Origin of the sequence: Pseudarthrobacter humi, assembly GCF_024294965.1 — a bacterium.
GTDB classification, from domain to species: domain Bacteria; phylum Actinomycetota; class Actinomycetes; order Actinomycetales; family Micrococcaceae; genus Arthrobacter; species Arthrobacter humi.
Genome location: NZ_JANCLV010000004.1, coordinates 1 through 21,187, shown reverse-complemented (window position 1 = coordinate 21,187; position 21,187 = coordinate 1). Strand labels below are relative to the sequence as shown.

The 21,187-nt window shown below is 65.8% G+C and carries 26 protein-coding genes; 18 read left to right on the top strand and 8 right to left on the bottom strand.

From position 1 onward, the window contains the following. Positions 1-14 precede the first annotated feature (14 nt). The 4 genes from NFC73_RS07245 to NFC73_RS07230 all read left to right on the top strand — a co-directional run bounded on the left by NFC73_RS07245 (position 15) and on the right by NFC73_RS07230 (position 2,383). Positions 15-500, top strand: a complete 486-nt coding sequence (locus tag NFC73_RS07245) for a DoxX family protein (RefSeq protein WP_254748912.1) — start codon at positions 15-17, stop codon at positions 498-500. Continuing rightward, complete coding sequence (locus NFC73_RS07240; protein ID WP_254749447.1) at positions 497-1,312, top strand: AzlC family ABC transporter permease; 816 nt, start codon at positions 497-499, stop codon at positions 1,310-1,312. The genes NFC73_RS07245 and NFC73_RS07240 overlap by 4 nt, the downstream gene beginning before the upstream one ends. Then, a complete protein-coding gene (locus NFC73_RS07235; RefSeq protein WP_254748910.1) occupies positions 1,309-1,620 on the top strand; it encodes an AzlD domain-containing protein in 312 nt (103 codons plus the stop codon). Before NFC73_RS07240 ends, NFC73_RS07235 begins: the two co-directional genes overlap by 4 nt. A 421-nt stretch (positions 1,621-2,041) precedes the next feature. Continuing rightward, entirely contained in the window at positions 2,042-2,383 is a 342-nt protein-coding gene (locus tag NFC73_RS07230; RefSeq protein ID WP_254748908.1) for a hypothetical protein, read from the top strand. Positions 2,384-2,434: 51 nt separating this feature from the next. Here the strand turns inward: NFC73_RS07230 and NFC73_RS07225 are convergent, their stop codons facing one another. Together NFC73_RS07225 and NFC73_RS07220 are read right to left on the bottom strand one after the other, a co-directional pair. Beyond that, positions 2,435-2,653 (bottom strand): hypothetical protein, encoded by a 219-nt coding sequence (locus NFC73_RS07225; protein ID WP_254748906.1) that lies wholly within the window; start codon positions 2,651-2,653, stop codon positions 2,435-2,437. A 160-nt stretch (positions 2,654-2,813) separates the two neighbouring features. Beyond that, positions 2,814-3,449, bottom strand: a complete 636-nt coding sequence (locus NFC73_RS07220) for a TetR/AcrR family transcriptional regulator (RefSeq protein WP_254748904.1) — start codon at positions 3,447-3,449, stop codon at positions 2,814-2,816. Between the two features lie 120 nt (positions 3,450-3,569). Here NFC73_RS07220 and NFC73_RS07215 point away from each other — a divergent pair, with 120 nt between their 5' ends. The 4 genes from NFC73_RS07215 (at position 3,570) to NFC73_RS07200 (ending at position 6,613) form a co-directional block, all read left to right on the top strand. Further along, a complete protein-coding gene (locus NFC73_RS07215; protein WP_254748902.1) occupies positions 3,570-3,893 on the top strand; it encodes a thiamine-binding protein in 324 nt (107 codons plus the stop codon). 77 nt (positions 3,894-3,970) lie between these two features. Next, positions 3,971-4,648 carry an O-methyltransferase gene (locus tag NFC73_RS07210; RefSeq protein ID WP_254748900.1) on the top strand — a complete coding sequence of 226 codons (678 nt, stop codon included), beginning with the start codon at positions 3,971-3,973 and terminating at the stop codon, positions 4,646-4,648. A 357-nt stretch (positions 4,649-5,005) separates the two neighbouring features. After that, positions 5,006-5,560: a hypothetical protein gene (locus NFC73_RS07205; protein ID WP_254748898.1), complete on the top strand. Its 555-nt coding sequence runs from the start codon at positions 5,006-5,008 to the stop codon at positions 5,558-5,560. 102 nt (positions 5,561-5,662) lie between these two features. Further along, the gene (locus tag NFC73_RS07200) at positions 5,663-6,613 is read left to right on the top strand and encodes a spermidine synthase (protein WP_254748896.1); all 951 of its coding nucleotides are present in this window, start codon (positions 5,663-5,665) and stop codon (positions 6,611-6,613) included. A 28-nt stretch (positions 6,614-6,641) separates the two neighbouring features. Here the strand turns inward: NFC73_RS07200 and NFC73_RS07195 are convergent, their stop codons facing one another. Further along, the gene (locus NFC73_RS07195; protein WP_254748894.1) at positions 6,642-7,559 is read right to left on the bottom strand and encodes a LysR family transcriptional regulator; all 918 of its coding nucleotides are present in this window, start codon (positions 7,557-7,559) and stop codon (positions 6,642-6,644) included. A 129-nt stretch (positions 7,560-7,688) separates the two neighbouring features. Between NFC73_RS07195 and NFC73_RS07190 the strand changes: the two genes are divergently transcribed. Both NFC73_RS07190 and NFC73_RS07185 read left to right on the top strand, forming a co-directional pair. Beyond that, positions 7,689-9,071, top strand: a complete 1,383-nt coding sequence (locus tag NFC73_RS07190) for an MFS transporter (RefSeq protein WP_056349045.1) — start codon at positions 7,689-7,691, stop codon at positions 9,069-9,071. Between the two features lie 61 nt (positions 9,072-9,132). Then, positions 9,133-9,882, top strand: a complete 750-nt coding sequence (locus tag NFC73_RS07185; protein ID WP_254748892.1) for a 3-hydroxybutyrate dehydrogenase — start codon at positions 9,133-9,135, stop codon at positions 9,880-9,882. 86 nt (positions 9,883-9,968) lie between these two features. Here the strand turns inward: NFC73_RS07185 and NFC73_RS07180 are convergent, their stop codons facing one another. Both NFC73_RS07180 and NFC73_RS07175 read right to left on the bottom strand, forming a co-directional pair. Beyond that, complete coding sequence (locus NFC73_RS07180) at positions 9,969-10,232, bottom strand: hypothetical protein (RefSeq protein ID WP_254748890.1); 264 nt, start codon at positions 10,230-10,232, stop codon at positions 9,969-9,971. A 253-nt stretch (positions 10,233-10,485) separates the two neighbouring features. Beyond that, positions 10,486-10,887, bottom strand: coding sequence for a winged helix-turn-helix transcriptional regulator (locus tag NFC73_RS07175; RefSeq protein ID WP_141139252.1), 402 nt, complete (start codon positions 10,885-10,887; stop codon positions 10,486-10,488). Between the two features lie 123 nt (positions 10,888-11,010). Here NFC73_RS07175 and NFC73_RS07170 point away from each other — a divergent pair, with 123 nt between their 5' ends. Next, on the top strand, positions 11,011-11,874 hold the full coding sequence (locus NFC73_RS07170) for an SDR family oxidoreductase (protein ID WP_254748888.1): 864 nt from the start codon (positions 11,011-11,013) through the stop codon (positions 11,872-11,874). A gap of 123 nt (positions 11,875-11,997) precedes the next feature. Here the strand turns inward: NFC73_RS07170 and NFC73_RS07165 are convergent, their stop codons facing one another. After that, complete coding sequence (locus tag NFC73_RS07165; protein WP_254748887.1) at positions 11,998-12,633, bottom strand: LysE family translocator; 636 nt, start codon at positions 12,631-12,633, stop codon at positions 11,998-12,000. 8 nt (positions 12,634-12,641) lie between these two features. Further along, a complete protein-coding gene (locus NFC73_RS07160) occupies positions 12,642-14,144 on the bottom strand; it encodes an amino acid permease (RefSeq protein WP_254748886.1) in 1,503 nt (500 codons plus the stop codon). Positions 14,145-14,325: 181 nt separating this feature from the next. On the opposite strand from NFC73_RS07160, the gene NFC73_RS07155 reads away from it, so the two are divergent. From NFC73_RS07155 to NFC73_RS07135, 5 genes are all read left to right on the top strand, one after another. Next, the gene (locus NFC73_RS07155; protein WP_254748884.1) at positions 14,326-14,787 is read left to right on the top strand and encodes a hypothetical protein; all 462 of its coding nucleotides are present in this window, start codon (positions 14,326-14,328) and stop codon (positions 14,785-14,787) included. 120 nt (positions 14,788-14,907) lie between these two features. Continuing rightward, positions 14,908-15,336 carry a hypothetical protein gene (locus tag NFC73_RS07150; protein WP_254748882.1) on the top strand — a complete coding sequence of 143 codons (429 nt, stop codon included), beginning with the start codon at positions 14,908-14,910 and terminating at the stop codon, positions 15,334-15,336. Beyond that, a complete protein-coding gene (locus tag NFC73_RS07145) occupies positions 15,330-15,563 on the top strand; it encodes a helix-turn-helix transcriptional regulator (protein ID WP_058930270.1) in 234 nt (77 codons plus the stop codon). The genes NFC73_RS07150 and NFC73_RS07145 overlap by 7 nt, the downstream gene beginning before the upstream one ends. Continuing rightward, a complete protein-coding gene (locus tag NFC73_RS07140) occupies positions 15,560-16,531 on the top strand; it encodes an NAD(P)-dependent alcohol dehydrogenase (RefSeq protein WP_254748880.1) in 972 nt (323 codons plus the stop codon). The genes NFC73_RS07145 and NFC73_RS07140 overlap by 4 nt, the downstream gene beginning before the upstream one ends. Positions 16,532-16,679: 148 nt before the next feature. After that, positions 16,680-18,167 (top strand): HNH endonuclease signature motif containing protein, encoded by a 1,488-nt coding sequence (locus tag NFC73_RS07135; protein ID WP_254748878.1) that lies wholly within the window; start codon positions 16,680-16,682, stop codon positions 18,165-18,167. 92 nt (positions 18,168-18,259) lie between these two features. Here the strand turns inward: NFC73_RS07135 and NFC73_RS07130 are convergent, their stop codons facing one another. After that, a complete protein-coding gene (locus NFC73_RS07130; protein WP_254748876.1) occupies positions 18,260-19,078 on the bottom strand; it encodes a GNAT family N-acetyltransferase in 819 nt (272 codons plus the stop codon). 260 nt (positions 19,079-19,338) lie between these two features. Here NFC73_RS07130 and NFC73_RS07125 point away from each other — a divergent pair, with 260 nt between their 5' ends. Together NFC73_RS07125 and hutU are read left to right on the top strand one after the other, a co-directional pair. After that, on the top strand, positions 19,339-20,193 hold the full coding sequence (locus tag NFC73_RS07125) for an IclR family transcriptional regulator (protein WP_254748874.1): 855 nt from the start codon (positions 19,339-19,341) through the stop codon (positions 20,191-20,193). A gap of 211 nt (positions 20,194-20,404) precedes the next feature. Further along, positions 20,405-21,187, top strand: a 783-nt coding sequence (hutU, locus tag NFC73_RS07120; RefSeq protein WP_504967611.1) for a urocanate hydratase, incomplete at its 3' end; no start/stop codon positions are given.

Here is a 21,187-nt window from a genome sequence, read left to right as displayed (position 1 = left end):
GATTGAGTGGACCCATGCCTTTTCGATGGTCCGCCCGGGCCACCCAAACAGTGTCCGCGGCGGCCATGAGCGCGCTGCTGATGACCAGCGCCATGAAGCACTTCCGCGAGCCGCGGTTCTTCGAACAGGTGGTCCCGGATTATCTGTGCCGCGAGACTCCAGGTGTCGGCGAGTCGCCGGCGGGGCGCGCAGTGCCAGCGCCCGACGGCGGTCGGCGGCCCCTGGCGGTGATGTCACGGGAGGAATGGATTGCGGTGAGCGGACTGCTGGAGGCGGGTGCCGCCGTCGGCCTCCTGATCCCGGTGACACGGCGGGCAACCGCCACCGCTGTGACTGCAATGTTCACGGTATTCCTGGCCGGCCACGTGGACGCGCTTCGCCGCGCCTATGGCTCCGCCGGGTCACCGACGCAGCGCAAGGTACACACCGTCCGGTTTCCGCTTCAGCTGCCGCTCATCCTGTGGGCTTGGAGCCTGCGGAACCCGGGGCGACGGTGGTGAAGCTGCTCGCCTCGCCCGCCGTGCGCGTGGGAATCTCGATCAGCATTGCCACAGGCCTCTACGGAGTGTCTTTCGGCGCGCTGTCCGTCACCTCAGGTCTTGATTTCTGGCAGACCATGGTGCTCAGCCTGCTGCTTTTCAGCGGCGGTTCCCAGTTCGCGTTCATCGGTGTGGTGGCGGGCGGAGGCTCCGGAATTGCCGCCATGGGCGCAGCCACGTTGCTGGGCATGCGGAACGGCATCTACGGCATGCAGCTCAACGCCCTCCTGCATCCGACGGGCTGGCGGAAGTATGTTGCCGCACAAGTCACTATTGACGAGTCGACCGCCACCAGCAGCGGGCAGACCGACCCCGACGAGCAACGCCGCGGTTTCTGGACGGCCGGCATTGGCATCTACGTACTCTGGAACCTTTTCACCGCCGTGGGGGCCCTCGCAGGAAGCGGATTGGGTGATCCCAAACAGTGGGGCCTGGACGGTGCGGCAGTGGCCGCATTCCTGGCCCTGCTGTGGCCGCGGCTCAAGGGGCGGGAACCGGCGGCGATCGCCGTGGTGTGCGCCCTGGCAACGGTGGTTGCCGTGCCGTTCGTTCCGGCGGGCGTGCCCATCCTGATCGCCGCGGTGGTGGCTGCAGTGATCGGCTGGTTCAGCCACGGACGCAGTGATGAAGGCCTGGAGCCGGACGTGGATCCCTACGACGAGCACCACGGGCGCCGGGATAAAACCCGGGACGCGCACCTGGACAACCAGAGGGACAACCAGAGGGACAGCCGCGGGGACGGCCACGGGCAAACGGGGCAGGCGGGCGCATGAATCTCTGGATCTGGTTGTTGCTGGCGTGCGTCCTTGCCTACGCGTGGAAGCTGGTGGGCTATCTCGTCCCGGCGAAGCTGCTGAAGGACCCCCGGATGTCGCGTATCGCCGGCACCATGACCATCGGACTTCTGGCATCCCTGACCATTGTCAACGCTGTGGCGTCCGGCCAGACACTGGCCGCCGACGCGCGGCTGGGAGCCCTCGCCGCCGCCGCCGTCGCGTTGGCTTTCCGGGCGCCCTTCCTGCTGGTGGTGGTGGTGGGCGCCGGAGCCGCAGCCCTGCTGCGGCTCATCGGATGGAACTGACCGCCACGTGAAACGACGCCGAAGCACTGGTGGTGCGGCTCATATGCGTTATAGCATGGGCCTGGCTATGCAGTTGGCCGTGGACTCTCGTGAGAGCGCTGACCATGGAAATAAGGCTGCACCCAGCCGGTGCGAGACCCGGCAAAACCCGCCGTCCAGCACGTGACGGTTGGCGCGCCGGGATACCGGTCAAGCGCTTCTTTACCCGGTTCCGGTCCCTGGCAGACGTGCCGCCGGAGGACCTGGTTGTACTCTCCGAGCGGATGAGACTGGCTCTGGACGTCAGCCAGGAAGCAAACATCGCCGCCCTGCACGCGGCCGTGCGGGCCGAACTCCGAAACCGGGAAACGGAACCTGACGATTGATGGCCGGCCGGTGTATCGGCGTGAGGCTGTCGCTACGGCCTAAGGAGTCAGTCAAGATGAACGAACAGCCAGAGCCCAACACGCCGGATCCGGACACTGGAACCGACAACCCCCAGGCTCCGGACCCGAAGCCGCGGCCGGTCTATGACACCACTGTCTCCGAATCGACGCGGGAACTGCGGGATACTTCCCGGCGCCGCCGCGATGCGGAGGAGAAGCTGCAGCAGCACCTGTTGGAGGCCAAGGAGCACGTGCCCCATCACTACGATCATGAGCCTCACAAGCACGGCCAGGAGCCTCCCACGGCGGAAGGGAACGGCAGCGCCGGGCTGCAGGAGGACACGCCCGAAGAAAGCAAACCTCAAGAAAAGAACGCCGGGGCGACGCCAGCTGATTGAGCTCATCGTCAGCCCGGCACCGCCACCCGCGCTGTCCGGGCCGTAGGCCGGTCAGGCGGTTTGCTCTTCCTCTGGCGACCGGGTCCGGCGGGCGCTTTCCTCGACGGCCAGCTCATACCACGCCTGCGCACCGAATACCGGGGTGGGAGTGTCGAGGTTTTGGTAGAGGGCGTCCAGCAGGTTGGCCAAATCCTCCGCCGCCAGCGACGGCAGGATCTCCTCTGGGCCGCGGGGGTCGTGGATAACCTGGGACAAGTGGGCCTGGTTCATCGGCGGACCGTGTCGTTGGATTGGCTGCGCTTGGCGTGTTTCAACTGATACTCCTCTGAAGATTCAGAGGCTGGCTGCGTAACCCTACTTGAGTCTAATCCACCGTTTGGACACCAACAATGGGGAGCCCGGCGTGGTGGTCGGCGGGCGGGCTCGTGTGTCAGGTGAACTGTGGACCCTGTAGCTGCGGGGCGGGCAGCGGCACATGCGCGGGCAACGGGCGGTGGGGCCGTTCAGTGCGGATAGCGTCCTCGATAAGTGCGAGCGGGCGGCGCCAGGCGTCGGAACCGGGCTCCATGGTGTCCACGACGCCGATCAGCATGGCGAGCAAGCGGAACATGTCCGTCATGGAGATATCCGATCGCAGGGTGCCTTGGCCTTGGCCGCGGCCCAGCAGGACACTCATGGAATCCATCAGCGAGCCGGTGATGCCGGTGAGGAGTTCGCGGCGGCCCGCAACGGCGCCCAGCAGGTTGGCATCAGCGCTGGCCGCGGCCATGATGGCCTCGAGGACGCGCAGCAGTCCCGCCGTTGCATCGATGTCCGCCAACGCGTCCGCCATGACAGGGTCCACCGACTCCCGGAGCTGCCGGTTGAGGGCGGCCAGGACCAGCTCCTCCTTGTCGGCGAAGTTCCGGAACAGGGTGGCCGGGCCAACGCCTGCCGTCTGCGCGATGGTCTGGAGCGGAACCTCCGGCCCATGTTCGCGGAAGCACTGGCGCGCGGCCAGGATGATCTTGTCCACGTTCCGGGCAGCGTCTGCGCGTAGTGGCTTGCGGACGACAGCAATGCTCATTCGTTCAGGTTAGCAATGGCGCAGGCAGCCATCATGGTTACCGGAGGGTAGCAACGTATGTGACGCTTCGCCGGCCTCACCAGACCTGTTTCGGGTTTGGCCGCATGACAGACTTGCCGTATGTTGCTTGCATTTTCAGTCGCCCCGTCCGGTACGCCCGCAGAGGGATCGCGTCCCACCGACGCATCAGTGCACGACGCCGTTGCGGCCGCCGTGCGGATCGTCAGGGAGTCGGGCCTGCCCAACCAGACGGACTCAATGTTCACCACCATCGAGGGCGAATGGGACGAGGTGTTCGACGTCGTAAAGCGCGCCACCGAAGCCGTGGGCAAGTTCGGCAGCCGTGTCTCACTGGTCATCAAGGCAGACATCCGGCCCGGTTATAAGGGCGAGCTCAGCGCCAAGGTGGACCGCCTCGAAGGGGCACTCTCGGACGGTTCCTAATTCCCGCCACGCCAGGCATTCTTTTGGCGCCGGCTGGCCTCCTAGACCGTCGCGTGCCTGCGTGCCAGACTGTGGCCATGTTTGAGCACAAGACCCAGCCGGGGTGGGTGGCCGTGGAAGACTTCCTCACAACTACAGTGGTGCATCCGGACGCTGCGCTTCGGCAGGCGGTGCGCTCCGCCGTCGACGCCGGGATGCCGCCCATTGAAGTGACGCCCAACGCCGGCAAGCTGCTGAAGCTCCTGGTCCAGCTGTCCGGCGCCGGCCGGGTACTGGAGATCGGCACGCTCGCAGGGTTCAGCACCATCTGGATGGCGCAGGGACTGCCCGACGGCGGCCGGCTGGTGACGTGCGAATACCTCGCCAAACATGCGGACATCGCCAGGGCGAATGTCGAGGCTGCCGGCTTGGGGGACAAAGTGGAGATCCGGGTGGGCGCTGCCTTGGACACCCTGGCCGCGCTGCAGTCCGAGGGGCAAGAGCCGTTCGATTTTGTGTTCATCGATGCGGACAAGGAAAACGACGCCGCGTACCTTGAGTGGGCCGTGCGCCTGGGCAGGCCGGGAACCGTGGTGGTCCTGGACAACGCTGTCTGGGAGGGCGCGGTGCTGGATCCTTCCATGGACCAGATCAATGCCCCCGGGATCATCAGCGCCCTGGAACTGCTGGGCCAACATCCGCAGCTCGATGCTACCGTGATCCAGACGGTCGGGTCCAAAGGCTGGGACGGGTTCGCTCTGGCACGCGTCCGCTGAGTGCCGGTCGGCTGTGTACCTGCGAGCAGAGCAAGGGGGCCGACGACGACTGGGGGGACTGGCCTCGGTCTCAGAAGAGGCCACCTCGCCGCCGACCCCGTCTGATACCCGGGACGCGGAGGAGCCCGGGAAGCCTGAAGGAATCTGCTGGTATTGATTTTCCTCCTAGTGGCAGGCCCTGCCTAGTCCCGTGTGGCACTGCCTGTCCCGGCCGGTCCCACGCTGGCCGCAAGATGCTAAGCATGGTTACTATTAGGGGTCGGGTACCGCGGCCAACTGGATTGCAGGTCGTCTGTATCGCCTGCCGCCCGGCATCGCAGGGACCCCGTCACAACGAAGTGGAAAGGGTGGGTAGTCGTGGATACAACATCGTGGGTTTGGGTGATTGTTGCCATCGTCGTGCTGGTCCTGATCGTGCTGTGGCTGGTGACCGGGCGTCGCCGTCAGGCCATGCAGCAGAAGCGGGACGAGTCGCACCGCGAAAAGGCCGCCGAAATGCGCCGGAAAGCCGAGGATATCGAGCTCGATGCGCGTGAGAACGAAGCCCGGGCCATCCGCGCCCGTGCCGATGCCGAACAGGCGCAGGTCGACGCGGCGAGGCTGAAGCAGGAGGCCGAGGATAAGACCGACAACGCCAGGTCGCTCCGTGAAGATGTTGCCGAGCGCACGCGGAAGGCCGATGCGCTGGACCCGGACATTAATCAGGACGGGGACGGGCGCAGGGAGGCCACCCGCACAGAAGCAACACGCACCGACCTGCATCCGGACGGCGACGTGCGCTCCGACGCCACCCGGGCCGGCGACACGCGCTCCGACGCCACTCGGGCAGAGGAGCTTCGGAGTAACCGCGCAGACCGTGACCGTGCGGACCGAACTGAGGGGAGCGATCGGGACCGGCCGCTCTCAACCTGACCCTGTTCCCGACGCCCTGTTCCCGACGCCCTGAGCCGTGCCGGACGGCTGATGCGGGGCGGTCAATTATGGTTGATCCATGACTGAAGCGGCACACGGGTAATGGCAAAGCGCGGCAAGTCAGGCGGCCGGAGCAGCCAGCGTTCGACGGCGGGTGTCATCGAAGTGCCCAAGGGGACCCGTCCTGAGGGCCCGGTTGAGGGTGTCTACTACGTTGACACCGGCGACTGCGAGCTCATTGCGGACCAGGACAACTCCAACGGTTGGCTCCTGAAGATCAACGGCGTCATGAGCTCCCACATCGACCTTGCGGATCCGCTTTTCCTCGATTTTGAGTACATGCGCTGGATGGCGGCGCTGATTGAGTCACGATGGCCGCCGAAGGCCGCAAAGGGCGGGGCCAAGGCTGCCGCGCCCACCGCGGGCGTAGCCGAGAAGCTGCGCGGACTACATCTGGGTGGCGGGGCCTGTTCGCTTGCCCGGTACTTCCACGCGGCCTATCCCGACGCCCGCCAAGTGGTGGTGGAACTAGACGGCAAGCTGGCCGAGTATGTCCGCGGCTGGTTCGACCTGCCCAAGGCGCCGCTCCTGCGGCTGCGAGTGGGGGAGGCCCGCGAGGTCACCGAGACGCTCACGCCGGACAGCCGCGACTTCATCATTCGTGACGTGTTTGCCGGGTCACTCACGCCGCGGCCGCTCACCACCGCCGAGTTCAATAGCCACATCCAGCGGGTCCTGGCGCCGGGCGGCATCTATGTGGTCAACTCAGGCGACGCCCCGAACCTGTTGAATGCGCGCGAAGACGCAGCCACCATCGCGGCCGCATTCAAGTACACGGTCATCATCGCCGACCCCGCCATGCTGAAAGGCCGCCGCTTCGGCAACATGGTCATGGCCGGCAGCGACACCCCGCTCGACGGAGACCCGCAGCTGGCCCGCCGGCTGCTGGGCGGCGCCGTCCCGGCCCACATCTGGAACGACGCCCAGGTTCGCGCCTTCGCCGCGAACTCTCCGGTGCGTCACGACCCTGTCGCCGCATCGATTGCTCCGTAGGCGCCCTTTTGGGCCCCGAAAACGGCGGTTATGGAGCAGTTGATGGGGTCTGAGCGCGGCCCAGCAGGGCGTCCCGGTGCGCCGCCGTCTGGTCGCGCAATGCCTGCACAACTGCGGCCACGGCAGGGCGGCGCATCGAATCGGGCCGCAGCACCATCCAGTAAGGGAGCAATTCGGCGAAGTCCTCGGGGAGCAGCCGGACCAGGTCGTTGTGCAGATTGCCCATAAAGCACGGCAGGAATCCGATGCCGGCGCCGGCACGGGTGGCCTCCACATGGACAAACACGTTGGTGGACGTCAGCCCCTCGCGCATGGCCGGCACCAGCCGCCGGGGCGCGTCCAGGTCGTCCACTTGCAGCATCGAATCCACAAAGTACACCAGCGGGTGCTCCGTCAGCTCGGCAACGCTCGCCGGCGTCCCGTTCTCGGCAAGGTAGGCACGCGAGGCGTACATCCCCAGCATGTACTCACCCAGTTGGACGGCTTCAGCCCGGTGGACCTGCGGTTCGCCCACCACCACCTCGATGTCCAGCCCGGAGCGCTGCTGGAGCGCCCGGCGGGTCATGGTCACCACTTCCACGCTCAGTCCCGGGTGTTTCCGGCGCAGCCGGGCGACAGCCGGGGCCGCGATGTAGGCGCTGAAACCGTCGGTCGCCGTCATACGCACGACGCCGGTAATCGGGTCCGGCGCCTGGCCTGCCGGTCCCAGCGCACTCACCGCGGCCTCCACCTGTTCGGCGACCCGGACGGCCTCCGTGCCCAGGTCGGTCAGTTCCCAGCCGCCCGCCGCCCGGGCCAGGACACGGCCGCCGAGCGCCTTCTCCAGGGCGGCGATCCGACGCGAAACGGTGGTGTGGTTCAGCCCCAACACTTGCGCCGCCGTCGTAAATTTGGCGGAGCGGGATACCGCAAGCAGGACCAGGAGGTCATCGGGATTCGCCTTCATATCTGCAATTGTGCACACAGCAGGTGCCGGATTGGGCATTGAAGGCGCATGTTTGTGCAGTAATACTCAGTGGAGCCATTAGTGCTGTGGATCACAGCGCGTGTCAAAGTGGACACTAAGGAGAAACTCATGAGCGTAGAGCAGCGCTCGGCAGACAATGCCGCCGGATCCGCACCCAAGGGATCCGGGCTTAAGAAGATTGTGGCCGCCTCAATGGTGGGCACGGTGGTGGAATGGTACGAATTCTTCCTCTACGCCACCGCCGCCACCCTGGTCTTCGGGAAGTACTTCTTCCCCGCCACCGGCAACGAGCTGGACGGCATCATCCAGGCGTTCCTCACCTACGCGGTGGGCTTCGTGGCACGCCCCCTCGGCGGCATCGTCTTCGGCCAGATCGGCGACAAACTGGGACGCAAACCCACGCTGCAGCTGACCATCGTGATCGTCGGCGTGGCCACGTTCCTGATGGGCTGCCTCCCGGGCTTTGCCGACATCGGCTACCTGGCTCCGGCGCTGCTGGTGGCCCTCCGCTTCATCCAGGGCTTCGCGCTCGGCGGTGAATGGGGCGGCGCGGTGCTGCTGGTTGCCGAACACAGCCCCAACAAGTCCCGCGGATTCTGGTCCAGCTGGCCGCAGGCCGCAGTGCCGGTGGGCAACCTGCTGGCAACGCTGGTGCTGTTCATTATGTCCACCGCCCTGAGCCCGGAGGCATTCCTCGGCTGGGGCTGGCGCGTGGCCTTCTGGCTTTCCGCCGTGATCGTCTTCGTTGGCTACTACATCCGCACCCACGTCACCGAGGCGCCCATCTTCCTGGAAGCCAAGGCCCTGGTGGAGAAGGAACAGGCCGTCAGCTACGGCGTCTTCGAGGTGGTCCGCAAGTACCCCAAGGGCATCCTGCAGGCCATGGGACTGCGCTTCGCGGAGAACATCATGTACTACCTGGTGGTCAGCTTCGCCATTGTCTACCTCAAGAGCGTGCACAAGTACGACACGTCCTCGCTCCTGCTCGCACTCCTGATCGCCCACGTCATCCACTTCCTGGTCATCCCGCAGGTGGGACGGCTCGTGGACAAACTTGGACGCAAGCCGGTCTACCTGATCGGGTCCATCTCCGGTGCGGCCTGGCCGTTCTTCGCCTTCCCGATGTTCGATACCCGCAACGCCGTGGTGATTGTCCTGGCCGTGACCATCGGCCTGTGCCTGCACGCGTTTATGTATGCCGGCCAGCCTGCCATCATGGCCGAGCTCTTCCCCACCCGGATGCGCTACTCGGGCGTTTCGTTGGGCTCGCAGGTCACCTCGATCTTCGCCGGTTCGCTGGCCCCGCTGCTTGCTACCCAGTGGCTCAAGGACACCGGTTCCTGGCTGCCCACAGCGATCTACCTCGTGGTTGCCTGCGCGATCACTACGGTTGCCGTGCTGAGCCTGAAGGAAACCAAGGGCATCGCGCTGGAGGAAGTGGACAAGGCCGACGCCGCCCGCGAGGGACTGCTCCCGGCGGCCTCACGCTGAACTGCTTGACCAGTTCACCGCAGGGAAATTGAGCGCGCACACGATGGAAAGCAGATCTGCAATGGAAAACACACTGAACGGCCGCAAGGCCGTGGTGACCGGCGGCGCCAGCGGGATCGGCGCTGCGTGTGTCCGGGAACTCTCCGCACGCGGGGCGAAAGTGGTGGTGGCCGATGTCGACTCCGCCGGCGCTGCCGCCCTCGCCGATGAAGTGGGCGGCACCGCCTGGGCCGTGGACCTGCTGGACGTGGACACGCTCGCCACCCTGAGCCTGGACTGCGACATCCTGGTGAACAACGCCGGGATCCAGCGGATCAGCCCCATTGAGGAGTTTGATCCGGCGGAGTTCCGCCGGATCATCGCCCTCATGCTGGAAGCCCCGTTCCTGCTGATCCGGGCCGCCCTGCCGCACATGTATGCCAACGGGTTCGGCCGCATCGTCAACGTGTCCTCGGTGCACGGAATCCGTGCTTCCCCGTTCAAGAGCGCGTACGTTTCCGCCAAGCACGGCCTGGAAGGGCTGAGCAAGGTGACGGCGCTTGAGGGCGGGGGGCACGGGGTCACATCCAACTGCATCAACCCTGGCTACGTCCGGACCCCGCTCGTCGAGAAGCAGATCGCGGACCAGGCGAAGGTGCACGGCATCCCCGAGTCCGAGGTCCTGGCCAAGGTGATGCTCACCGAGTCCGCCGTGAAACGCCTGGTGGAGCCGGAGGAGGTTGCTTCCCTGGTGGCCTGGCTGGCGTCCGATCACGCCGGCATGGTCACCGGGGCCAGCTACGCGATGGACGGCGGCTGGTCGGCGCGGTAAGCCCCCAACAGCCCGTCCGGGCGTGGAGTTTTTGTCCAGATAACGTGGGCCACGGCCCCTGATGAGCGCGTTATCTGGACAAAAACTCAGTCCAGCCGCCTCACGTGGCGGTGATCGTAGAAGAAGACCCCAGCCGCGGCGCCGAGTTCTACGGCTGGACCGCGGTGGGACATGATGATCCCCTCGTGCCGGCCGTTGAACGGATCGTCGCCCACCGCGGCATCGCCCACGCGATAGGGGCACCGTGGGCGGAACGCCGCGAGGACTCGGCCGCATGCGCGGTGGACGAGGGTAGAAAGTCTGACGGGCCGCCCCATGCTGGCCAGGTCCTGGACATGTGCTTTCACCATGCGAACCACTCCTTGAAGCGGCGTGGAGCCGCCCACTTTGGTGCGGTAGCCGGAACGCTCCCAGCAGAGGATGGTCCTCCAATTCCTGGCTGGCACCTTGCATCTACGCTAGGCGCTATTCACACCAGTCACACCAGTAACATGTACTCGACTTCGCGGACGATTCGTACTTAGGGGATTCAGGGATCGGCGCTGGCCGGGAATCATCGTTGTCCGGGAACCAGGGCGGGCCGGAATCAGCGCCCCGCCGGAATCAGCGCTGGCCGTTGAGGATGTCGTCGGCGTTGTTGTAGGCCCAGGTGGCCAGGGGGACCAGCAGGCCGGACAGCTCATGGCCGCGTTCGGTCAGGCTGTAGTCCACGCGGGGCGGGATGACGGGCTGGGCCTTCCGCAGCACCAGGCCGTCGCGCTCCAGGGTCTTGAGGGTCTGCGCCAGCATTTTTTCGCTGATGCCCTCTGCCCGGCGCCGGAGTTCGCTCCAGCGCTGCTCACCTTCGGAGAGCGCCAGGAGGATCAGGACTCCCCATTTGCTGGTGATGTGGTCCAGGACGGTGCGGCTGGGGCACCCAGCCGGGAACACGCCGTCGGCCGATCCTTCCGGCAGGTGTGCCCGGAGATCTTCCGGCAGGGTGGTGGGCCATCCAGTCGCTTCCATACCCATAACTTACCAAAAGGTGAGTACCTTACCTAGAAGTGCGTACTGTCTTTCAGGAAGTAATCCGACACGTGGCGGGTTGTGGATGGTGACCCCCTTACAAACGGTGAAAGGAAACACCCCATGAGCATCGTCATTACAGGAGCAACAGGACAGCTTGGCCGCCACGTCATCGAGGCCCTGCTGCAGCGCAACGTTCCGGCGGCAGAGATTGTGGCCGCCGGCCGGTCCATCGAAAAGCTTGCCGACTTCGCAGCGCGCGGTGTGCAGGTCAAGCCGATGGACTACACAGACGCCACGTCCGTGGCGCAGGCGCTGAAAGGCGCGAGCAAAGTCCTCCTCGTTTCCGGCAACGAGGTAGGCGCGCGCGTGGACCAGCACCGCACGGTGATCGAGGCGTCGAAGGCCGAAGGCGTGGAGCTGCTGGCCTACACAAGTGTGGCCAACGCCGACACCACCGCCATGAAACTGGCCGCCGACCATCAGGCAACCGAGGCCATCCTGAAGGACTCGGGAGTCCCGTTCGCCATTCTCCGCAACAGCTGGTACCTCGAGAACTACACCGACCAGCTGCAGGGCACCCTTGCCCAGGGTGCGCTTGCCGGCAGCGCCGGTGAAGGCAAGGTCAGCGCTGCGACCCGCGCTGACTACGCCGAGGCCGCCGCAGCAGTCCTGGTTGCCGACAACCAGGCCGGCAAGGTCTATGAGCTCGGCGGGGACCACGCCTTCACGCTTTCCGAGTTGGCGCAGGAAATCAGCGCCGCGGCCAACAGGCCCGTGGTTTACCAGGACCTTCCGGCCAGCGACTACGCAGGACTCCTCGCCGGATTCGGCGTGCCGGAGCTCTTCGCCGACATCCTGGCGGACTCGGACCTCGGCATTGCCCGTGGCGACCTCCTGGTCAGCGGCTCGGACCTCCGCACCCTGATCGGCCGGCCCACAACGCCGATGCCGGCCGCGGTCCGCTCGGCGCTCGCCGCCGTCTGAGCACGAGCGCAACTCCCGGACGCTCTCTCACGTAATGCACGTTTTGGGCAAACGCTCTCTCACCTCATGTGTAAGAGCGTTGCGCCAAATCGCCCCAAAAGTGAGAGAGCGTCGGGGTGGTCCCTAGGACTTGCTGCCTGTCAGGGCCAAGGTTCCGCCGAGGCCGATCATCAAGGCCCCGCCTGTTGCCTCCACCGCTGAAACCCGGCGGGGCGAACGGGCAAACCATTGGCGGGCTGAACCCGCGGCGACGGCCCAGAGGCTATCCGACACTACGGCGATCAGCAGGAACACCGCCCCCAGCAGCGCCAGCTGGAACGGAATGGCCCCGGACGGGTAGTCGACAAACTGCGGCAGCACCGCCACGAAGAACACCACTGACTTGGGGTTGGTGATCCCCACCACCAGGCCTTCCGCCACCAGCCGTCGTGGCGAGGAGGCCACTGGCTGACGATCGGCGAAGGAGTTGTGCCGACGGTTCCGGATGGCCTTGATGCCCAGATAGACCAGGTAGGCGGCGCCGGCCAGCTTCACCACGCTGAAGAGGACCACGGACTGCGCCACAATAATGCCCACGCCGAGCGCGACTGCAGCCACCTGCACCAGTTGCCCGGTCGCGTTGCCCAGTACCGTCAGGACGCCGCCCTTCCAGCCAAGGGCCAGGGAACGGCCGATCACAAACAGCACGCTGGGTCCGGGGACGGCGATCAGCACCACGGATGCCAGCGCAAACGCCAGAAGGTTTGAGAGTGGAACCATGCCTGATCTTAGCTCCGGCGGGCTGAGGCGACCACCGGGAGCGGTGAGGTTTCGTCCACAAGTTCGGCCCGGCGTCGTCCGTTACCTCTGACCCACAGGCGGTAGGCGAGGACCAGCAGGCCCAGCCACACCGCGCCCGAGTACAGCGCCACTCGAGTGTCGTCGAAGCCGCCCAGGACGGCGATGACCAGCGCCATAAACGCGATGGTCAGGATGGAGGCCGCGGGCCACCACGGGGACGGAAATTCCGACGCCGGCAGGTTCTTCTGCGCGATCTCCCGCTTCATCGCGACATGGGAAGCCAGGATCATAACCCACACCCAGACGGTGGCGAACGTGGCAATCGAGGCGATCAGGATAAAGACGTCCTCGGGGATGACCGCGTTCAGAACCACGCCCACCAGGAGGATGCCGGCCATCATCACTACCGTCATCCACGGCACGCCCTGGCGCGAGACCTTGCCGAATACTGCCGGCGCGTGGCCCTGGTTGGAGAGGCCGAACAGGATGCGGCCAGCGCCGAAGATGTCGCTGTTGATGGCGGAGAGCGCGGCGGTGATCACCACGGCGTTGAGGATGTGCGGTGCGGCAGGGATGCCCAGGCCGCTGAAGATCTGGACGAACGGGCTTCCGTTGCTGCCGATCTCGTTCCACGGGAAGAGGCTCATCAGCACGCCGAGGGTCAGGACGTAGAACAGCAGGACGCGGACCGGCACCGTGTTCACCGCCTTGGTGATAACCTTCTTGGGGTCCGCGGCCTCGCCGGCGGTGATGCCAAGCGTCTCGATCCCGCCGAACGCGAACATCACGACGGCGAACGAGGCCAGGAGCCCCTCGAAGCCGTTCGGGAACAGCCCGCCGTGCTCCACGAGGTTGCCGAGGCCCGGCGCCACGGTGGAGCCGCCCGCCTGGAAACCGAAGGCGATGATGGCGGCGCCGCCGACGATCATGGCGATGATGGCCACCACCTTGATCAGCGAGAACCAGAACTCGAGTTCGCCGAAGACCTTTACGCTGAGCAGGTTCAGTGCGGCCAGGAAGCAGATGATGGCCAGGATCCAGATCCAGCGGTCCACCTGCGGAAACCAGAAGCCCATGTAAATGCTGAATGCGGTCACGTCCGCGATGGCCACAATCGCCATCTCAAAGACGTAGGTCCAGCCGGTGACAAACCCTGCCAGCGGGCCGAGGTACCGGCTGGCGTACTGGCCGAACGAGCCCGAGACGGGGTGGCGGACGGCCATCTCGCCGAGCGCCCGCATCACCATAAAAACCGCCGCGCCGCCGATGACGTACGCGAGCAGGACCGCCGGGCCGGCCTTCTGGATGGCGGAGGCGGAGCCGTAGAACAGGCCGGTGCCGATGGCCGAGCCGAGCGCCATGAAGCGGATATGCCGGACGTTCAGTCCCCGGTTGAGGGCGCTTGCGACGGCGGTGCCTGGGCCGGGCCTTTCGGTGGGGCGGGCGTCCGGGCTGGCTTCTGTGTCTTGCCTGGTGGCGGCGTGCTGCATACAAATACCTTCTCGTCATTGGGAGGGGGATCGTTAACCAGCAGACCATTTTGGCGCCCGGCGTGATGAGCCTCACGGACACTTGGTGTCTTTCATTCCAGACTCAACGCGGCCTCCCCCCGGGCCGGGGAGCGGGCTGGCGCAGCGAAGTGCTCCTGCCTTGCGCGGGCTAGGCGGTGAGTTGGATCCGGAGGAAGATGGTTCCCGGAAGGCCATCCCGGACGTTGAGCCGGACCTTGAAGCGGAGGATGAAGTGGATGACTTCATTGCGTATCTTGATACATCCCAGGTTCGGCCCGGCAAGCTGGAGGAACTCAAGGCGGCCATGACGGAACTGGCTGCATTCGTGGATCTGAACGAGCCGCGGATCATCGCCTACAGCGTCTATTTCTCGGCGGATGGAACCACGATGAGCGTCCTGCATTTCCATCCTGATCCGGCCTCACTGGAGTTCCATCTGGAGGTGGCAGGACCCAAGTTCCCGCCGATTGCTCCATTCATCAGGATGCAGACGATCGAAATATTCGGCCGCCCAACGGAGGAACTCGTGGCCCGGCTTCAGACGAAGGCGAAGCTCCTGGGCAGTGGGTCGGTCATTGTCCGCGACTTCCACGCCGGGTTCGCCCGCCTTCCGGGCGCCTGAACGGACGGGGGCACAAGGCAACTTCCGCCTATGTAAATCATCCTTGACTCCATGTCTGCTTTCTTTTACATTGGGAGTGTCAAGTTTGTTTTACACGCTAAGTGTCGGCAGGGAGCGGAAATGTCCTTCGAAGAGAAGAGCGCGTGGATCACGGGCGTGGTGGCCGTGGGCTCCTACGGCATCTACCTGGCCATCGTCCTCGGCCTGGCCGGAACCATGCCTCTGGTCGACGTCCCGTACGTTGCGCCGCTGCTGTGGACGGTAGGGGGTTCCATTGTTTTGTCCATCGCCCTGCACATCCTGATGGGCATTTTCTCGCCCAAGGAGGCCGGGAAGAAGGACCAGCGGGACCGGGAGATCTACCGCTTCGGCGAGTACATCGGGCAGTCGTTTCTGGTGATTGGGGGAGTCGCGGTGCTGCTGATGGCGATGCTGGAGGCGGACCACTTCTGGATCGCAAATGTCATCTACCTGGCGTTTTTCCTTTCTGCAATCCTCGGCTCCGTGGCCAAGATTGTTGCCTACCGCAGGGGGTTCCAGCCGTGGTGAAGCCAACGCGGGTGACCAATTCAATCCGCCGCCTGCGGTTCGAACGGGGCGAGATGACGCAGGCCGAACTCGCCGAGCGTGTGGGCGTCACCCGCCAGACCGTCATCGCCATCGAACAGGGCCGGTACTCGCCGTCCCTGGAGATGGCGTTCCAAATCGCCCATGTGCTCAGCGTGCCGCTCGAGGACGTGTTCCAGTACCCGAATCATCAAGGAGACGCATCATGAAAGCTATCGTGCAGGACGTTTACGGGAACGCCGACGTGCTCCAGCTAAGGGATATCCCGCTGCCCGTGCCGGGTGATCGGGAAGTACTGATCAGGGTCCGCGCGGCCGGCGTCGACCAGGGTGTGTGGCACCTTATGACCGGGCGGCCATACCTGCTCCGCCTCTTCGGCTTCGGGCTGAAGAAGCCCAAGATTCCGGTCCGCGGCCGTGAGGTTGCCGGCGTCGTGGAGGCAGTGGGGGCTGGCGTCACACGCTTACAGGTTGGCGACGAAGTGTTCGGCACGTGTGAGGGGTCCTTCGCGGAATTTGTCTGCGCCAGGGAGGATCGTGTGGCCACAAAGCCCGCGAACCTCACGGCCGAGGAAGCTGCGGTGGCACCCATTTCGGGTGTAACCGCGTTGCAGGCTGTCCGCGACGCTGGACAGGTGACGACCGGCCAGAAAGTGCTGATCATCGGTGCTGGCGGTGGAGTCGGGTCCTTTGCGGTGCAGGTGGCGAAGGCATTCGGGGCGGAGGTCACCGGAGTCTGCAGCACCCGAAAAGTGGAGCTGGTCCGGTCCCTCGGGGCTGATCACGTCATCGACTACACCCGGGACGATTTTTCCCGCGCCGGAATGCGTTACGACGTCATCCTGGATACGGCCGGCAACCGGCCGCTCGCAGTCCTGCGGCGCGTGCTGACCCCGCGCGGCACGCTGGTGATCGTCGGCGGCGAGGGCGGTGGGAACCTGACCGGCGGGTTTGAGCGTTCGATGGGTGCGCCGCTGGCGTCACTGTTCTCCGGGCAGAAATTCAAGGGGCTTGTTTCGACGGAAAACTATCGCGATCTCGAGGCACTGACCATGCTCATTGAAGCCGGGAGTGTGAAGCCCGCCGTGGACAAGGTCTACGCGCTTGTTGAAGCGCCGGCCGCCGTCGAATACATGCACGAAGGGCGCGTCCGCGGCAAGGTTGTTGTCAGCATCTGACGCTCCTCACCGTCCCCAATTACCAGGCGCGAAGGGCGACTTAAGCGCCCAGCTCCGCCGACACTCTTCGACAAGGACGTCAGCGGAGTTATGCACATAGCCGTTCAGCGTCGCCATTATTGTCAGACCCTCCGCGGATGATTTGGGTATGGATAGCAGAGCAGCTGTGGCGACGGCGGAGGCCCTTTCGGTGTCCTTCGCTGAGCTTGCTTCTGCGCTCCGGGACGGGACCGGTTCCGGCTGTTCCGGGGAGGCTGATCCTATGCGTCGGGTGGCGGATGGTTTCCTGGACGGGCTGGCCGAGATCTCACGGCTGGACGCCAAAAGTGCCGCCCTGAAGGCCTGGCTGGCTGCCGGTTACTCCGCCGCTGCCGAGGCTCTGGCCGGCCCTGCAACGTCGCCCGAGGACAACACCGGGCAGGAGATGGCCCTGATCGCCGAGGTCGCCTGTGCGCTGACGGTCAGCGAACGGGCTGCCGGTGCCCTCCTCGCCGAGGCGCACGCCCTGACCACTGCCCTGCCTTTGACGTTCTCGGCGCTGCAGGCCGGGACGATCTCGTGGCAGCACGCCCGGATCATGGTCGACGAAACCATCAACCTCGACAGGCCGGCCGCGGCGGCGTTGGAGGCACATTTCCTGGACCCCCACGCAGTGAATCCGGCACGTGGCTTCGCCGGTGAGCTCATCCCCGGCAGGTTCCGGCACAAGGCCCGGACCTGGCGGGAACGCCACCACCCGGTCAGCATCGAAAAACGCCACACCCGCAGCGCCGCGGATCGGCGGTTGGAGTATGCCCCGGACCGGGACGGTATGGCCTGGCTCTCCGCCTACCTCCCGGCGGACACCGCCGCGGGGATCTGGAACCGGGCCACCACCGCCGCCCGGGCGCTGCAAGGCCCGGCCGAGGACCGGAACCTCAGCCAGCTCCGGGCCGACACCGTCGCTACCTGGCTCCTCGGCGGAAGCGCGGACTGCATCAGCGGCGGGACCGATCTCAGCTCTGGCCGGGAATCCGTCGGCGTGGGCGGTGTTCCGTCGCCGCGGGCGCAGGTGCTGGTCACGGTCCCGGTCATGGCGCTGCTGGGCCGCACCGAGGAACCGGCCATGCTCGACGGGTACGGGCCGATCCCGCCGTCCGTGGCCCGCCGGCTCGTCGCCGACGGCGCCGAATCCTTCCACCGCGTCCTGATCGACCCCCGCGACGGCGCACCGCTCGAGATCGGGCGCACCAGCTACCGGCTCACCAAAGCCCAGCGCCAATGGCTACGGCTCCGCGACGGGAAATGCCCCTTCCCCGGCTGCAGCAACCACTCCCTCGACAACGAAGCAGACCATATCCTCGCCTGGGCCCACGGCGGCACCACCGGAATCAGCAATCTCGGCCAGCCATGCCACAAACACCACAGACTCCGCCACACCACCGCCTGGAAACCCGCCGCCGCCACCAAGAACGAACCGCCAAGCTGGATATCACCGACCGGACGTCACTACGCCAGCGAACACCCCGACTGGGAACCACCCCACTGGCCGCCGGAGCTTCTCGAAGAGCTCAGACTTCAACACGTTGGCGCGGTTATTGACGACCCACCCGTCGACTCATTGCTGCCAAAAGGCCAGCTGCAGGACCATCACTGACAGAATGCACGTTCCTGGATTCGGCGCTGGTTTGAGTCACGGGAGCGCAGTTGGTGGTGCAGCATGACATTTCGTCCTCGCGGGGGCGGGCTCTATCCAGCTGCTCCAGGACTGGCGCCGCCTGCAGGAGGAGTCCACACAAACGGAATGGTGGTGGTGATGGCCCTGAACCCCAACCTTCGCAGGATCGGCTCACTGTCAGCAGACGCGTCCACCTGCAGATATTTCGCTCCACGGGCGGCCGCCACCTGGGCGCGTGCGGAAACCAGAGCCTTATAGATCCCGCGCCCGCGCCATGCAGGCAAAGTGGACCCGCCCCACAAACCGGCGAAATCCGTGTCCGGATTAATCTCCAGCCAGGCCGCCGATACCACTTCGCCCGAGGCCTCCGCTACGAAGACCACCAGGTTTTCCGGGTCAGAGGCGAGCCGCTGATGCAGGTCAGCGGCCACCCAGCTGTAGTCAACGCCCCACACCGCGGAGTTCATGCGCGCAATCCGCTCCAGGTCGCCACGTTCTGAGACTGGCCTCACACGGATGCCTTCGGGGACCGCCAGATCACCGGCCATCGCTGCCGTCTCACCCACCAGGACGGTCTCGCGGTCTTCCGGTGCGAAGCCAGCGGCCAGAAGCCGGGACTCAATATCAACCGGGAGGTCATGCGCCCGTATCTTCCACTCGACGGCTTCCCCGCGGCCGGCAAAGTAGTCACGCTGCTCGTCGATCAGTCTGTCGAGCATTCCGCCCTCCACGCCGACATCACGAGCCGACTCGATGAAGCCCCGCCGCTGTCCGGTCACGCGAAGCAGGGGGCCTAGCAGTTGATACTCGTGGCCTGCCGGAACCGCTGGCGGAACCAGCCGGCGGAGCTGGGAATCGTACGCGGCAAGAATATCGCTGGTTGAGGCCATACGCTTCAGCCTACGACCAGCTCCGACGACCAGCGTCTCCGGCCCACGCCGCCGGACCCGAGCCAGCCGCCCCGGCGGGCCAGGGCGGGCCCGAGCGGCCGGGAAGCCAGCCTAAGCCCAAACAACTCCGGACCGACCCGCATCGAAGCCAAGTGTCTGGCATCCCGGACATCGGCCGTGTTTTGATGGCCATGAGGGGACCGGTCGTGGGCGCAAGGTTAAGTACGGGATCCCGGACATGGCCGGGAGCCCTGCGAGAAATGACGGAGGGCACAGTGGAGTCGAGTGCAGTGGTGTCGAGCGCGGAAGCCAGGCCAGGGGCGGGCAGTGAACCAAGGGCGGCGTCCAAAGTACCCGCCGCCGAGAACACTCTTCGTATCCTCAAGCTGTTGGCCTCCAAACGGGGGCCGATGGCGGCGTCGAGCATTGCCACATCCTTGGGATTGCCGCGCTCCAGTGTCTACCACCTCCTGGGAGTGATGGAGGCGAACGGCTTTGTCCTCCATCTGCACGAGGAGCAGCGCTACGGGCTGGGCATCAGTGCCTTCGAGCTGAGTTCGGCCTATTCCCGGCAGGAGCCGCTGTCCCGCCTGGGCCGGCCTTTGCTGGCGTCGCTGGTGGACGTCATCGGCGAGAGCGCGCACCTGGCCGTGCTTCATGGCCGCGACGTGCTGTACATCGTGGAGGAACGGGCCAAGAACCGCCCGTCCCTCGTGACCGACGTCGGCGTCCGGCTTCCCAGCCACCTCACCGCCAGCGGCCGCGCCATTCTCGCCGCACTGCCCAAGTCGCAAGTCCGGGCGCTTTATCCGAATGCCGAGGCCTTCACCGCCCGGCATGAGGTGGAGGGCGCCATCATGAAGTACTCCGCGCTGTCCTCGCACCTGGACCAGGTGAGGCAGCGCGGCTACGCCACCGAACATGGCGAGGTGACGCCGGGCTTCGGCTCGATCGCCGCCGCTGTTACGGACCACGTGGGATGGCCGACGGCGGCAGTTGCCGTCACGTTCCTCGAGGACAAATTGCCGGCGGACCAATGGCCGGCGCTCGCCGCGCGGGTCCAGAAGGTAGCGGACGAACTGTCCATCCGCATCCACGGCCGTCCCGCCAAGTAGTGCTGCCCATGTAGGTAGCGGCAGAGGTCGCTATGAGCGCCCAAAACGACACCTGCTGCTACCTGACGGGGGAGAACGTGCACGTCTGGAATCCCGGACACCACCCCTCCGAAAGCCCTGTCCGGCCCGGCCGGGAACGGCTTTAGTTGATACAGAACCTCTTCCCAACACCGCGAACCTCATACTCGCCCAGAACACCAAGGAGCCCCTCATGGCACCCGCCGATTTCACTACCGGTGCCCGCCCGGTCAAAGCTGCCCGCGGCACCGAGCTCACCGCCAAGAGCTGGCAGACAGAAGCCCCGCTGCGGATGCTGATGAACAACCTGGACCCCGAGGTCGCGGAGCGCCCGGATGATCTGGTGGTTTACGGCGGGACCGGCCGTGCTGTCCGGTCCTGGGCGGCGTTCGATGCGATCACCCGCACCCTGGAAACGATGGAGAAGGACGAGACCCTGCTGGTCCAGTCCGGCAAGCCGGTGGGTGTGTTCCGGACCAACGAGTGGGCGCCGCGGGTGCTGCTGGCGAACTCGAACCTCGTGGGCGACTGGGCCAACTGGCCCGAGTTCCGCCGGCTCGAGGCCGAGGGCCTGATGATGTATGGCCAGATGACTGCCGGGTCCTGGATCTACATCGGCACCCAGGGCATCCTGCAGGGCACCTTCGAGACCTTCGCCGCGATCGCCCGGAAGCTCACCGGGGACGAGGACGGCACCCTCGCCGGGACCCTGACCCTCACCGGCGGGTGCGGGGGCATGGGCGGTGCCCAGCCGCTCGCGGTGACCCTGAACGCGGGCGCCTGCCTGATCGTCGACGTTGACGAAAGCCGCCTGCGCCGCCGCGCGGGCAAACGCTACCTCGACGAGGTCGAGACCGACCTCGACACCGCGATCGCGAAGGTCCTGAAGGCCAAGGAAGAGCGCCGCGGCTGGTCCGTGGGCTATGTCGGGAATGCCGCGGAGGTGTTCCCCGAGATCCTGCGCCGCCACAACGCC